The sequence below is a fragment of the Chryseobacterium sp. G0201 genome (genome assembly GCF_003815655.1).
Lineage (GTDB): Bacteria > Bacteroidota > Bacteroidia > Flavobacteriales > Weeksellaceae > Chryseobacterium.
Genome location: NZ_CP033917.1, coordinates 3258700 through 3274247, shown reverse-complemented (window position 1 = coordinate 3274247; position 15548 = coordinate 3258700). Strand labels below are relative to the sequence as shown.

Genomic DNA, 15548 nt, shown 5'->3' with positions numbered 1-15548 from the left:
ATGGAGGAAAAATTATCAACTTTAGCATCTGAAATTAACAAGCCTCTTACTTTTGCGGCAAGAGTTGCTATTCTTATTTTTTTATTAACCATTTTATTAACCATTGTAGTATTTCCTATATATGATATTCTTCAAAAAGGAATTTTATATCAATTGAAATATAGAACAGACAAGTTTATCATCCTTATAGTTATTGAAATTGTGATAATTTCAGGTTTTTATGCACTTATTAAAATTTCTCTTAAAAACAAACATCTAAGAACCTGTAAAATAATAGTGAACGAAAAAGGAATTTTGCATTATAACTCAAATGATAAGATCATAAAAACAATAGCTTATTCAGATCTTACTCATGCTGAAAAAATCTCTTTTAGAAAAGATGTTTATTCAGAATATGCACACCAAAAAACGCTGGCTAAAAAGTTAGTTGTACATACCAAAGATCAAAATAATACCGTCATACCAATGGTTATAGACATGAATATGGAGTTATTGGTACTTAAGAATAAACATTTACTGTATGTACATTTTATAAACGGAATACGAAAATTCCGTCCTGACTTAAAAATTGATCCTATTGTTTATTCTGATTATTGCATTGATGAAAAAACGCTTCAATATGACAGAACCAAGCGAAAAGGATTTCTTAGAGAGACTTTCATTATAGGAATTATTGCATTTATACTGATATTTCTTCTTTTTATCATCTTAAAAATATTTGTTTAAAATTTATACTATCGGAACCTTTTTTAATATGACAACTTTCACATTTTGGCTTTTTTAAGGTAAATTTTCGGACTAAATTATTTTTATGAAGTAACTTTGCCCCTTAATTTTTTTTCACATGGATAGTTTAGTAAATCGGTCAGAGAATGTTAATTTATCCTTGATTAGTTATGTATCTTTTACGTTCGTAGGATATTTTATCATAGGATTATCTCTGTCTGTACTTCCGATTTTTATCAGTAAAAGTTTAGGTTTTAGCTTGGTCGTTGCCGGATTGGTCATTAGTTTACAATATGTTTCTACATTTTTTCTAAGGGCATATTCCGGAAAAATCATTGATGGAAAAGGACCTAAGCCTGCTGTATTATTCAGTATGTTGAGTTTTTCTTTAACAGGGATCTTTTTAATTATCGCTTATTATTTTAGAGTTTCACCATTTATCAGTCTTACATTTTTAATTATTACCCGTTTGCTTACAGGCTGCGCAGAAGGAATGATCGGTGCAAGTCCCATCAATTGGGCAATTATGGCTCTTGGTGAAAAACATACTGCAAAAATCATTTCTTACAACGGCGTTGCTTGCTATGGAGCTTTGGGAATCGGTGCTTCTTTGGGGATCATCATTGAACATAAATTCAGCCTTTACGGGATAGGAATTCTTTCCATTATCTTAGGAATTGTAGGATTTTTCTTCGCTAAAACTAAAAAAAATAAGAAAAATACCAATCATCAAGATTCACAATCTTTCTGGAAAGTGTTGGGAAAAGTAGCGCCTTTCGGAATTTGTCTTGCTCTAGGAGGACTGGGATTTGCAAGTATTTCAACCTTTATTACTTTATATTACAATTATTTTCACTGGAATAACGGCGCTTTATGCCTCAGTGTTTTTGGAGGATTATTCGTTGCCGGAAGATTGGTTTTCAGTAATGTCATCAATAATTATGGTGGAATAAAAGTAGCCATTGCCTGTCTTTTAGTCGAAACCATAGGACTTTTGATCATTGCTTTTGCTACAACTTCACAAATCGCTCTTGTTGGTGCCGGAGTTACAGGTTTAGGATTTTCATTAATTTTTCCTGCGCTTGGTGTTGTTGCTATAAAAAGTGTTTCACCTTCAAGTCAGGGTTCTGCATTGGCTGGTTATGGACTTTTCATTGATCTTTCACTTGGTATTGCAGGCCCATTAATTGGTGCTGTAGCCGATATTTGCGGAATGAAATATATTTTCCCTTTCAGTGCTGCAATGGTTTTTGTGGGGCTGGGATTGGCTTTTGTCCTTAAAAGAAAATCAAGTTTATAAAATGAAACACTAATTACACAAATATTTTCACAAATTTTCACAAGTCTAATTGTGTTTATTTGTGCTAATAGCTAGTATTATTTGTGTTTAAATAAATGTTTTAAAAATCAAATTTTCAGGATTCACCAAAATTCACGATTTTTGCAACTTCAAAATACGATATGTCAGACTTAATCAAAGAAATAGAAAAAAGAAAAACTTTCGGGATTATCTCTCACCCCGATGCCGGAAAAACCACTCTTACAGAGAAGTTACTACTTTTCGGGGGTGCCATTCAGGAAGCTGGTGCGGTAAAATCGAACAAAATAAAAAAAGGAGCTACCTCCGACTTTATGGAAATTGAAAGACAGAGAGGGATCTCTGTGGCAACTTCCGTATTGGCTTTTGAATATAAAGGTCACAAAATCAACATTCTTGATACACCTGGTCACAAAGACTTTGCAGAAGATACTTACAGAACATTAACTGCAGTTGACTCTGTAATCGTTGTAATTGACGTTGCAAAAGGAGTCGAGGAACAAACTGAAAAATTGGTTCAGGTTTGTAGAATGAGAAACATCCCGATGTTGGTTTTCATTAATAAATTAGATCGTGAAGGTAAAGATGCCTTCGATCTATTGGATGAAGTTGAGCAAAAATTAGGATTAAGAGTTGTTCCACTTTCTGTTCCAATTGGGATGGGAGCTGATTTTCAGGGAATTTACAATATCTGGGAAAATAATATTCAATTATTCTTAGAAGAGAAAAAACAAAGAGTTGGCGAAGCCATCAAATTTGATGACATTAATGATCCTACGATCGATGAAGTTATTGGAGAAAAAGCAGCAAAGAATTTACGTGAAGAACTTGATTTAATACAGTCTGTTTACCCTCCATTTAGTCGTGAAGAATACATGAATGGTGACCTTCAGCCTGTTTTCTTTGGTTCTGCTTTAAATAATTTTGGAGTTCGTGAATTATTAGACGCTTTCATTGAAATTGCACCAATGCCACAGCCAAAAGAAAGTGATACCCGTATCGTAAAGCCTGAAGAAAGTACATTTACAGGATTTGTTTTCAAGATTCACGCGAATATGGATCCGAAACACAGAGACCGTTTGGCTTTCGTGAAAATTGTTTCAGGAGTTTTTAAAAGAAATGAAAATTATTTATTGGTAAGAGAGAATAAAAAGATGAAGTTTTCTTCTCCAAATGCCTTTTTCGCCGATAAAAAAGAAGTTGTGGACGAAAGTTTCCCTGGAGATATTGTTGGTCTTCACGATACAGGAAGTTTCAGAATTGGAGATACATTAACAGGAGGTGAAAAACTGAGCTTTAAAGGAATTCCAAACTTCTCTCCGGAACATTTCCGTTATATTAACAACAGTGATCCGTTAAAAGCTAAACAATTGGCTAAAGGTATCGATCAGTTGATGGATGAAGGTGTTGCTCAGCTATTTACGCTTGAAATGAATAACAGAAAGATCATCGGAACGGTTGGAGCCCTTCAATATGAAGTTATCCAATATCGTCTGGAGCACGAATATGGTGCAAAATGTACATACGAACCACTTTCCATGCATAAAGCTTGCTGGGTTGAGGCGGATGAGAAATCAGAAGAATTCAAAGAATTTGCAAGATTAAAACAAAGATTCTTGGCCAGAGATAAATACAATCAATTGGTATTTTTGGCAGATTCTTCTTTTACCATTCATATGACGCAGGAGAAATTTCCGAATGTGAAACTGCATTTTATCAGTGAATTTAAACAAGATTAAATTTGATTTAAATATATAAAAACGGCTCGAAAATATTTTCGAGCCGTTTGTTTTTAATGAATATGAATGTTTTATTTATTAATAATCAATTTCTTAGAGATTTTCTGACCATCTTTTTCTACTTGGATAATATAAACTCCAGATACAAGATATGACAGATTTACTTTCTCCATGATTTTTCCTCCATTACGGGAAACTTCTTTTTTAGGACTTACCAATTTTCCGTCCATTGCAAATACAGTGTAAGAAATATTAGTTCTGGAATCAGATTCTATCATAAATATTCCTTTAGAAGGATTCGGATAAATTTTCAATCCGTCTTCTTTTTCAATTTCGTTTGTAGACAGATTAGAATTGATGGTAAAGTTGGTTGTATTTACATTTAAAAATACGTTATCAACCGCTTTAATCATAATTCTTGCGTTAGAAGAATTACCCAATCCATTAGGAACTGCAAATGTGTATGTACCATTATTTGGAGTACTTGCTACTAGTGTATGAGGGAAAGTAAGTCCACCATCCATTGAAATCAAGATGCTTACATTAGCAGTATTTACAGGAGCTGCATTGGTGTTAGCTACATTCCAAGTAACCGTTTGTTGCTGACCGGCAGTCCATGTAATCCCTGCTGTATTCTGAGAACTTACTGTAAAAGGTCCTGCAGCAGCTGAAACAGTAAGCTGAATGTCATCACGACCTGTCTGTCCGCCTACAGGGTTGTTGTCTCTTACCAATAATGAGAAATTAAGCATTCTTGCAGCTGTTGGTAGTTTTTCCCACGATCTGTAATTTGACGCAGTTAAGATAGAAGGATTATACCCTTCAATAATGGTTGATAATCTAGGAAAATATCTTGTAGGAGAAGTTGTTGCAAACATTGATCTAAACATAGGCCCTACTGTATTGGTAGGTCTTGGAGGCATTAACGCAGCTCCTGCATCAATTTGTTCCCAGTTATACGTAATAGCATTCCCGTCAGGGTCAGTTGCCACGCCTGTCAATGCGAATGGCGTACCGATAGGAATTGTTCTGTCTAAGCCTGCATTCACGGTAGGTTCATTGTTTCCGGTGGCAGTGTTGATTCCGCAATTTCCTGCTCCTGTGATTCTGGTATACATTTCCCTGATACTTACTGCATGAAAGTATGCATCACTGTTATTTTGCACATCTGGAGAACAAATCCCTGCATATCCCATAATTGAACTGGCACTTCCTGGTTCGATAGACGTTGCATTATTTCTGTTACAAGCATTGTTTTGAGTATGATTCGCTCCAAACTGATGTCCTATTTCGTGTGCTACATAATCAATTACAAATGGATCTCCCACAGGAATTGCAGAACCCGTAACTCCACCTGCCTTCACAGAAACATTGCAAACCGCAGGCGTATAAGCCAATCCGTTGTCATTTCCTTGTGTGGCCTGGAAGAAAACGTGTCCGATATCATAATTTGCCGAACCAATCGCATTATCAGTAACTGTCTGATTTTCATCGATCATTTGATAAGCATCAAGCGCATTGAAAGTATCTGAATTGATGAAAAACAAAAGATCTGTATTCGCTATCAATTGTAAAGTTACCGAAATATCATTTTCATAAACATCATTAAGACGAGCTACTGCTAAATTAACCGCCGCCAAAACAGCTGCTTTTTTCTGAGCATCAGTTCCCGCTCCCACTCCTGCTTGCTGAGAGATATAAGCTGTATATTCTGTAGTTGTGGAAATCGCCAGCCTGTATTTTCTTAAAAGACCATCAATAACCGTTTTTCCCTGAGAATTTTGATTAATTGTTTGCTGTAATGCATTTTCATCTTGTTTAAATAAACAATTAAATCTGCTAGATGACTGTGCATTTTTTCTGTCATAAACGATATACGTGTTGTTATCAGAAGTATAGGAATCTATATAAAACATTCCTTTTGTACTTCTTACAACAGCATTCAAACCAAAATACGGATCATAAGTAAACCTTATTTTTGTAGTAGGATCACCAACTTTGTGTCCTGTAAAAGCTTTGATTTCAGAATATCTTGCCTGTAAGTCAGGATGCATTGTAGAAGCTTCCAGAATTTCATACGAATCAAAAGTACCATTCTCGTTAGGGAATTTTATGATAGCTCCTTTTACAAGTTGAGCCAGATTCCTTTGTGGCACATTTGACAGTTGTTGTCTAAAAGCATCAATATTTAAATTTAATAATTGATAATCAGATACTTTTATCACACTTTCTCTGGCACCTCGAATGTTCTTTTGGGAAGTCTTGCTCCATTGCTGGGCAAATCCTGTGGTCGAGAACATTAAAAAGCCCGCCAGAAATAATAATTTTCTTTTCATAAATTTATTTTAGTTGGTTAAATTGTATCGTTTTAGGTCTATTAAAAACTTTAAGGATAACTATAGGATTTGACTGTTTTTTTTCTGCATATTCATCGCTTTCTGTTTCCCTATAATTAATGATCAATATTGAACCTTTAGCTTCAATTTTTTCTATTTGAATATCTCCGTATTTTATTTTTTTCAATTTAGGTTTTAAAACTAAAAAGCATTCATTTTCTCCCTCTAAAATCGGGATTGGAGAAGATCGTGAGAATTTTGAATCATTTAATTTTCCATACAGGTCTTTAATTCCTTTTGTTGAATTGATAATGGTATACTCTTTCAAATTAACCGTATGATTAAGTCTTCTGACTTCGGTAAATTCTATATTTTCCAAGCCTTGTTTTTTTTGAATCACTCCGGAAACATTTTTACAATTCGAAAATAAAACAACAGAAATCAATATAAAACTTAAAAAAATAAAACTTTTTCTTAAATTATTCATAATACACAAATATAAAAATTATTTATTAATTTAAAATTAACCAAAAATCCTTTGTAAAACTTTTGTAAAATAAAAATAAATAGCTGATCTTTAAATCCTTACAGATTTACCAACATAATACACTCCTTTTACAAGCGGTACAACAACTTCACTATTAATTTTACTTCATCAAAAAAATTAATGTTATGAAAAAGTTCATCTTACTGGTTGCTGTATCAAGCACTTTCATCATGTGTAAAAAAGGAGAAGCTGCACAAACTCAATTTGAGAAAGCAGTAAACTCCGCAGATAGTGCGGCAACGGTTGCTTCTGAAACTATTAATTCTGTTAATAATTCAGCCAACGCGGTTTTCGATTCTGCCAATGTTAAAATAAAAGAATTTGAGGACACCAAAAACGGAGTAAAAGAAAAGATCGAAGCTACTTCAAAAATGGTAGATTCTTTATCTGATAAAATTACGTCCACAAAATTGGAATCAAAAATTGAAAAGAAAGATTCTTTAAATAAAAAATCTGAAAAAATTGTGGTAAATGTTCCTGCTCCAAAAATAATTAAGGAAACAAAAATAATATACAAAGACAAACCAAAAAGTGAAAATTACGAACTGAATGTTCCTAAAAACAAAATGGTAAAAACAGGAACGCTGGAACTTACCGTAAATGATGCCGAAACTGCAAAAGAAATCGTAAAAGAAGAAGTAAAAAAATACGATGGTTTTATAAGAAGTGAAAACATTTCATTAAACAACAACGAAAATAAAACGGCTTACATCAAAGTAAAAGTTCCGATTCAAAAGTTTGAATATTTGATGGATGAATTAAGCAAAGATAATATCGGAAAAGTTGAAAATAAGACAATCGAAGTTTCAGGACAGGATTTTGCTCAAAACACGATGTGCGAATTAGATATTACTCTTTACGGAACCGAAGATGCTTACATTAAAGGCGAAAATACAGACACTTTTGGAGGGAAATCTCTAGCAGCAATATCATCCGGATGGAATGTCATTACTTCTATTTTCCTGTTTATTCTTCCTTTATGGCCTATATTCTTGATCGCAGGGATTGGATATTATTTTTATAAAAAGAAAAACAAAAACCTTCCAAACAACGATTCTAACTAAATTATTACAATCCATCCTCGTGATGGTTTTTTTTATTTTAATAATATTTTAATAAAAACTATACGCAATACATACTACTTATTTTTATCTTTATTCTATAGTTATTTAAGCAAATAAATAAAATATTATATTAAAGTGATGTGATTCGTGAAAGTAAAAAGGCTCCCAAATTGAGAGCCTTTTACTATTTCATATTCACTATTTTATCTACGACATACGTTGTATTTCCTCTCCATGGCAGAGCTCCGTTGTACTCTTTGTAATGAAGATCGAAAGATTTTCCGCTGTTCAGCTCCAATTGTTTAAAAACTTCGGGATCTGAAACAGAAAACTCAAATTCATAACTTGTAATACTTCCGGTTTTACCCCTTCCGAAACCTTCCTGAATCAATTTACCTTCATAGGTTTTGAAGACATACCCTTTTTTGATGGCATAATTCAGATAACCGGATTTTACTCCCTCTCCGAAAACGAAGAAATATTTATACCAGACAAATACTCCTAAAAGCAGTAAAACTACTCCGATGGTGATCCACAAAGATTTTTTCATAGTGATATAGTGTTTTTAAAAATTTTTATTTTGCGATACTTCTCGAAATCACAATTCTTTGGATTTCAGAAGTTCCTTCATAGATCTGAGTGATCTTGGCATCACGCATCATTCTTTCAACGTGATATTCTTTTACATAACCATATCCACCGTGAATTTGCACTGCTTCAATAGTCGTATCCATTGCCACCTGAGAAGAATAAAGTTTTGCCATAGCTCCACTTTCAGAAATATCTTTTCCAGCGTCTTTTTCAACAGCAGCTTTATAACAAAGCATTCTTGCAGCCGTGATCTGAGTTGCCATATCAGCCAATTTGAAAGCAATTGCCTGGTGGTTGATAATTTCCGTTTTGAAAGCTTTTCTTGTTTTAGCATATTTTAATGCCAATTCATAAGCTCCGGAAGCAATACCCAAAGCCTGAGAAGCAATACCAATTCTACCTCCGTTCAATACAGCCATAGCAAAATTGAATCCAAAACCATCTTCCCCGATTCTGTTCTCTTTCGGTACTTTTACGTTATTAAAGATCAAAGAATGTGTATCACTTCCTCTGATTCCCAATTTGTCTTCTTTTGGTCCGATTTCAAAACCTTCCCAACCTCTTTCAACGATAAATGCATTGATACCTTTATGTTTTTTCTCTGGATCCGTCTGTGCAATTACAATATAGTAAGATGCAGTTCCTCCATTTGTGATCCAGTTTTTAATACCGTTTAAAAGATAATAATCTCCTTTGTCTTCTGCAGTCGTTTTTTGAGAAGTAGCGTCAGAACCTGCTTCAGGCTCAGATAAAGCAAAAGCTCCGATTACTTGCCCGCTTGCCAAAGGAGTAAGGTATTTCACTTTTTGCTCTTCAGAAGCAAATTTCTCAAGACCTGCACAAACTAATGAATTGTTTACAGACATAACAACAGCTGCAGAAGCATCGATTTTTGCGATTTCCTCCATTGCTAAAACGTAAGAAACGCTATCCATCCCTGCTCCCCCGTATTTAGGGTCAACCATCATTCCTAAAAGGCCCATTTCCCCCATTTTCTTTACCTGTTCTGTAGGAAACTTTTGATCTCTGTCTCTCTCGATAACTTCAGGTAAAAGCTCTGTTTGCGCAAAATCTCTTGCAGCCTGCTGAATCATCAGCTGTTCTTCTGATAAATTAAAGTCCATAAAAATTTAATAATTAGATGGTCGTAAATTTACACTTTTTAACCAAACCTGAAAATAGAATTGCAAATTAGCGACTAGTAATTAGAGGTTTGTCACATAATAATGATTTTTAAATTTTAAGAACATAAAGTTTTAGTATGAATAATTCAATATTATGCCACACATTTTATTAATTTATAAGTTCTTGTTTCTAATTTCTGTAATTAAAAAAAATGCTTATATTTAGAATTCTTTATAAAATTTATAGAAAATCATGACGATCAAAAGATTATTCGATATACCTCACTTTGCTTTAGAAAAATATCCTAAGGCTGATATGTTTGTGACGAAGTATCATGGCGAATGGAAAAAAACTTCTACCCAAGAGTTTATTAATGAAGGAAATAAGATATCAAGAGGACTTTTAAAACTGGGCATAAAACCCGGAGATAAAATCGCTTTAATCACTACAAATTCCCGTACAGAATGGGCAATTATGGATCTTGGACTTTCCCAGATTGGAGTAGTTTCAGTTCCTGTTTACCCAAGTATTTCCCCCGAAGATTATGAATTTATTTTCAATAATGCCGAAATAAAGTACTGTTTTGTTTCCGACAAGGATCTTTTGGGAAAAGTAATGAAGGTAAAACATAATATACCTTCCTTGCAGGGAGTTTTTACATTTGATAACATAAGCGGTGCTGCCAACTGGAGAGAAATTTTAGACCTTGGAGAAGATGATTCTACCCAAATTGAGGTTGAAGATTTGTCTAATGCTATCAATTCTGAAGATCTCGCTACGATAATTTACACTTCCGGAACCACAGGAAGGCCAAAAGGAGTATTGCTTACGCATCATAATATTGTTTCCAATGTATTGGGATCAAATCCGAGAATTCCGAAGAGAAAAAGCTTAGACTATAAAGACACGCGAGTGTTAAGCTTCTTACCAATCTGCCATATTTTTGAAAGGATGCTTTTTTATCTTTTTCAATATAATGGTTTCTCTGTTTATTTCGCCGAAAGCATTGATAAAATGGGTGAAAATGTGAAAGAAATAAAACCTCACTACATGAGCGTTGTCCCTAGATTGGTAGAAAAAGTTTACGATAAAATCTATAATACAGGCTCATCTGCAGGGGGATTAAAATCAAAAATATTTTTCTGGGCTTTAAATTTAATTCAGAAAAAGAAAGAAGTTTCAAGACCGTCTGGTTTACAGGAAATCATTGCGGATAAGTTAGTATTTAAAAAATGGAGAGAAGGCTTAGGAGGCGAAATTATCACTTTAGTTTCAGGTTCTGCGGCTTTGTCAACAAGATTGAATTTAATGTTCCAAAACGCAGGAATTCCCATCTTAGAAGGTTATGGTTTAACGGAAACTTCTCCCGTAATTTCTGTAAACAGTTTTGATAAAATGAAAACCGGAACTGTTGGTCTGCCATTAGATAATCTGACTGTAAAAATTCAGGAAGATGGCGAAATTACTGTAAAAGGACCTTCTATTTTTAAAGGTTATTTTAAAAATGATGAAATGACCAAAGAAGCATTCACAGAAGACGGATATTTCAAAACTGGAGACATCGGACATATCGATAGTGAAGGATTTTTACAGATCACTGACCGTAAAAAGGAAATGTTCAAAACATCCGGAGGAAAATATATTGCTCCTCAAACAATTGAAAATTTAGCAAAAGCTTCAAAATTCATCGAGCAGATTATGGTTGTAGGTGATGGTGAAAAAATGCCTTGTGCATTTGTTCAGCCAGATTTTGAATTCGCAAAAAACTGGGCAATGAGAAATAATTTAAATATTGGCTCGACTCCTCAGGAAATTGCAAAAAGCCCGGAGTTAAAAGCCAGAATAGAAAAAGAACTCGACGGAATCAACGAACATCTCGGAAATTGGGAAAAGATCAAGAAAATTGAATTAACTCCTGAAGTTTGGAGTATTGATGCAGGACTTCTGACTCCAACTTTAAAGCTAAAAAGAAAAGCAATAAAAGAAAAGTTCATTGATCTCTACAATAAAATGTATGAACATCATAACTAAAAATAAAACCGTTTCAACTGAAGCGGTTTTTTTTATTGCATTTTTCTTTTTAAAGTTAGAGAAGTATTGTATTCTTTATTAATAATTTAAAGAGATCTCTTGATATCAAAATGCTTAATAACCAACTTTTTAACAACTACAAATAGAAAATTTTTATCGTAAGCAAGACTAAGGATAGTTTATATGAAAATTATAGAATTTAAAACTAAGGCATAAACTTACCTAGGAAATATAAGGTTATAAATATAAATAGAATTATGTTTGATAAGAATGATCTCTCGCAGATTAAGCGAATAAAGCAGATTTTTAAATAAATTTAAAAAGAGGTTTATATCCTTCCAGGATGACAAAGAGAGTTAAGAGTTGGAAGGTTTGATTGTTTCTATCATCTATATTCTAACAAAAATACGGATCACTTATCAATGATGATTGATGTTTGTTGAGCTTGGTTGGAGTAAGTACAAAAAAAAAGTCTCATCCCTTAGTGTATGGACATAAAAAAACTCCTTCATCTATTGATGAAGGAGTTTTAAATAAAAACTGGCGGCGACCTACTCTCCCGCTTTCGCAGTACCATCGGCGCTGGTGGGCTTAACTTCTGTGTTCGGAATGGGAACAGGTGAGCCCCACCGCTAAAACCACCCTAAAGGCGTTATATAAGGTTGCAGGTTGATGGTTATAGATTGCAGGGAAAACCTGCTTTCTGACAGCTAACATCTGCTACCTGATTTTAATCGATAAAAACACTCACAAAGACAAAACCTTTCTTGCACTTGCAAGTCTCTTGAGATAGGTTTTTAATGTAATATTAATGATTACTCATTTGATGATTATATTTATTCCTTCAATAGGCAATAAATCTACGGGTAATTAGTACTACTCGGCTATGCTGTTACCAACTTTACACCTGTAGCCTATCAACGTCGTCATCTCCAACGACCCTTAAAAGATGTCTCATCTTGAGGCGAGTTTCGCACTTATATGCTTTCAGTGCTTATCTCTTCCAAACGTAGCTACTCAGCGGTGCTCCTGGCGGAACAACTGATACACCAGAGGTTTGTTCAATTCGGTCCTCTCGTACTAGAATCAAGCCCTCTCAAACATCTAACGCCCGCAATAGATAGAGACCGAACTGTCTCACGACGTTCTGAACCCAGCTCGCGTGCCACTTTAATGGGCGAACAGCCCAACCCTTGGGACCTTCTCCAGCCCCAGGATGTGACGAGCCGACATCGAGGTGCCGAACCTCCCCGTCGATGTGAGCTCTTGGGGGAGACTAGCCTGTTATCCCCGGAGTACCTTTTATCCTATGAGCGATGGCCCTTCCATACGGAACCACCGGATCACTATGTCCTGCTTTCGCACCTGATCGACTTGTAGGTCTCACAGTCAAGCACCCTTATGCCATTACACTCTACGCACGGTTACCAAGCGTGCTGAGGGTACCTTTGAAAGCCTCCGTTACTCTTTTGGAGGCGACCACCCCAGTCAAACTACCCACCACGCAATGTCCTTCTAAAAGAAGTTAGGCTCCAAGTAAGTAAAGGGTGGTATTTCAACGTTGACTCCACAAACACTAGCGTGCCTGCTTCAAAGTCTCCCACCTATCCTACACATTACTTACTCAAAGTCAATACGAAGTTATAGTAAAGGTTCACAGGGTCTTTTCGTCCCATTGCGGGTACTCGGCATCTTCACCGAGACTACAATTTCACAGAGCTCATGGTTGAGACAGTGCCCAGATCGTTACACCATTCGTGCAGGTCGGAACTTACCCGACAAGGAATTTCGCTACCTTAGGACCGTTATAGTTACGGCCGCCGTTTACTGGGGCTTCAGTCAAACGCTTCGCATTACTGCTAACGCCCTTCCTTAACCTTCCAGCACCGGGCAGGTGTCAGACCCTATACAGCATCTTTCGATTTAGCAGAGTCCTGTGTTTTTGATAAACAGTCGCCTGGGCCTTTTTACTGCGGCCACCATTGCTGATGGCGTCTCTTCTCCCGAAGTTACGAGACTATTTTGCCTAGTTCCTTAACCATGATTCACTCTAGCACCTTAGGATTCTCTCCTCGACTACCTGTGTCGGTTTTGGTACGGGTTGCTTCACTTCGGCTTTTCTTGGAAGCACTTTCCTTACAGCAACTTCGCCCGAAGGCTAGGTCTTGACTATTCCGTCAGTCTCCAGTAAGTACGGCACTCCGTCCCCTTTTTAGTGTGAGCAAGTATGGGAATATTAACCCATTGTCCATCCACTACCCCTTTCGGGTTCGCGTTAGGTCCCGACTAACCCTCAGCTGATTAGCATGGCTGAGGAAACCTTAGTCTTTCGGTGAGCGGGTTTCTCGCCCGCTTTATCGTTACTTATGCCTACATTTTCTTTTCTGTACGCTCCACAATGGCTCACGCCACTGCTTCTGTGCAAACAGAATGCTCCCCTACCAGATATAACCCAATGGTTATAAATCCATAGCTTCGGTACTCTATTTATGCCCGATTATTATCCATGCCGGACCGCTCGACTAGTGAGCTGTTACGCACTCTTTAAATGAATGGCTGCTTCCAAGCCAACATCCTAGCTGTCAATGCAGTCCAACCGCGTTGCTTCAACTTAATAGAGATTTGGGGACCTTAGCTGTTGGTCTGGGTTCTTTCCCTCTCGGACACGGACCTTAGCACCCGCGCCCTCACTGCCGTGGAACATTTATTAGCATTCGGAGTTTGTCAGGAATTGGTAGGATTTGACTCCCCCGCATCCAATCAGTAGCTCTACCTCTAATAAACTTATACACGACGCTGCACCTAAATGCATTTCGGGGAGTACGAGCTATCTCCCAGTTTGATTGGCCTTTCACCCCTACCCACAGGTCATCCGAAGACTTTTCAACGTCAACCGGTTCGGTCCTCCACTTTGTGTTACCAAAGCTTCAACCTGCCCATGGGTAGATCACAAGGTTTCGCGTCTAATACTACTAACTAAGCGCCCTATTCAGACTCGCTTTCGCTCCGGCTCCGGACCTGAAGTCCTTAACCTCGCTAGTAACATTAACTCGTAGGCTCATTATGCAAAAGGCACGCCGTCACCCAACATGTGGGCTCCGACCGCTTGTAGGCGTACGGTTTCAGGTTCTATTTCACCCTTCTATTCGAAGTGCTTTTCACCTTTCCTTCACAGTACTTGTTCACTATCGGTCTTTCAGGAGTATTTAGCCTTGGAGGATGGTCCCCCCATATTCAGACAGGATTTCACGTGTCCCGCCCTACTCATTTATCATCAAAATATACCTTTCAAATACGGGGCTATCACCCTCTATGGCTGTTCTTTCCAGAACATTCTTTTAAATATATAAAGACTTTTGGGCTAATCCGCGTTCGCTCGCCACTACTTACGGAATCTCTTCGATTTCTTTTCCTCCGGGTACTTAGATGTTTCAGTTCTCCGGGTTTGCTCTCTAAATAAATTTAGAGTGACATGTCTTCAACATGCCGGGTTGCCCCATTCGGACATCTGCGGATCAATTCGTGTGTGCCGATCCCCGCAGCTTTTCGCAGCTTACCGCGTCCTTCTTCGCCTCTGAAAGCCTAGGCATCCGCCATACGCCCTTAACGATTTCTTTCCTATTTTATTAATTACTCAAGCACTCGCAAGTGCTCGGTTTTCTCTTTGTGATATTTTTACCGTTAATGTCAATGATCTTTAATGTCTTTCTGCTTGTCTGATAAATGAATATTTGTTTTGGCTCTATTCATCGTACTTTTAAATCAGACTCACAAAACTGTGGAGAATAAGGGAGTCGAACCCTTGACCTCCTGCGTGCAAGGCAGGCGCTCTAGCCAGCTGAGCTAATTCCCCCTCTAGTCAGATGTTAGATGTTAGTAATTAGATATTAGTAAAAAACTAACTTCTAAGTTCTAATTTCTAACCTCTATTTTAATTAGTAGTCTCGGGCAGGCTCGAACTGCCGACCTCTACATTATCAGTGTAGCGCTCTAACCAGCTGAGCTACGAGACTTCATTATTTAGATATTAGAGGCTAGATTTTAGATGTTAGACTAATTTCTAACGACTAA

General features: G+C 36.6%; 9 protein-coding genes, 2 tRNA genes and 2 rRNA genes. 5 read left to right on the top strand and 8 right to left on the bottom strand.

Annotation, left to right across the window (positions count from 1 at the left end):
• The 3 genes from EG348_RS14760 to EG348_RS14750 all read left to right on the top strand — a co-directional run bounded on the left by EG348_RS14760 (position 1) and on the right by EG348_RS14750 (position 3783).
• The gene (locus EG348_RS14760) at positions 1-726 is read left to right on the top strand and encodes a hypothetical protein (protein WP_123983762.1); all 726 of its coding nucleotides are present in this window, start codon (positions 1-3) and stop codon (positions 724-726) included.
• Positions 727-844: 118 nt separating this feature from the next.
• Entirely contained in the window at positions 845-2026 is a 1182-nt protein-coding gene (locus EG348_RS14755) for an MFS transporter (RefSeq protein WP_123983761.1), read from the top strand.
• A 161-nt stretch (positions 2027-2187) separates the two neighbouring features.
• Positions 2188-3783, top strand: a complete 1596-nt coding sequence (locus EG348_RS14750) for a peptide chain release factor 3 (RefSeq protein WP_123983760.1) — start codon at positions 2188-2190, stop codon at positions 3781-3783.
• 71 nt (positions 3784-3854) lie between these two features.
• On the opposite strand, the gene EG348_RS14745 is transcribed toward EG348_RS14750, so the two are convergent.
• Positions 3855-6119: a reprolysin-like metallopeptidase gene (locus EG348_RS14745; protein WP_123983759.1), complete on the bottom strand. Its 2265-nt coding sequence runs from the start codon at positions 6117-6119 to the stop codon at positions 3855-3857.
• A gap of 4 nt (positions 6120-6123) precedes the next feature.
• Positions 6124-6498 carry a hypothetical protein gene (locus EG348_RS14740; RefSeq protein WP_123983758.1) on the bottom strand — a complete coding sequence of 125 codons (375 nt, stop codon included), beginning with the start codon at positions 6496-6498 and terminating at the stop codon, positions 6124-6126.
• 293 nt (positions 6499-6791) lie between these two features.
• Here EG348_RS14740 and EG348_RS14735 point away from each other — a divergent pair, with 293 nt between their 5' ends.
• A complete protein-coding gene (locus EG348_RS14735; protein WP_123983757.1) occupies positions 6792-7730 on the top strand; it encodes a DUF4349 domain-containing protein in 939 nt (312 codons plus the stop codon).
• Between the two features lie 184 nt (positions 7731-7914).
• On the opposite strand, the gene EG348_RS14730 is transcribed toward EG348_RS14735, so the two are convergent.
• Positions 7915-8280: a hypothetical protein gene (locus EG348_RS14730; RefSeq protein WP_072412748.1), complete on the bottom strand. Its 366-nt coding sequence runs from the start codon at positions 8278-8280 to the stop codon at positions 7915-7917.
• 25 nt (positions 8281-8305) lie between these two features.
• A complete protein-coding gene (locus tag EG348_RS14725; RefSeq protein WP_123983756.1) occupies positions 8306-9445 on the bottom strand; it encodes an acyl-CoA dehydrogenase in 1140 nt (379 codons plus the stop codon).
• Positions 9446-9698: 253 nt separating this feature from the next.
• Here EG348_RS14725 and EG348_RS14720 point away from each other — a divergent pair, with 253 nt between their 5' ends.
• Complete coding sequence (locus EG348_RS14720; RefSeq protein WP_123983755.1) at positions 9699-11477, top strand: AMP-dependent synthetase/ligase; 1779 nt, start codon at positions 9699-9701, stop codon at positions 11475-11477.
• Between the two features lie 538 nt (positions 11478-12015).
• Here the strand turns inward: EG348_RS14720 and rrf are convergent.
• The 4 genes from rrf to EG348_RS14700 form a co-directional block, all read right to left on the bottom strand.
• A 5S ribosomal RNA gene (rrf, locus tag EG348_RS14715) occupies positions 12016-12123 on the bottom strand.
• Positions 12124-12327: 204 nt separating this feature from the next.
• Positions 12328-15094, bottom strand: a 23S ribosomal RNA gene (locus EG348_RS14710).
• Positions 15095-15256: 162 nt separating this feature from the next.
• Positions 15257-15330, bottom strand: a tRNA-Ala gene (locus EG348_RS14705).
• 86 nt (positions 15331-15416) lie between these two features.
• Positions 15417-15490, bottom strand: a tRNA-Ile gene (locus EG348_RS14700).
• Between the last annotated feature and the right edge of the window lie 58 nt (positions 15491-15548).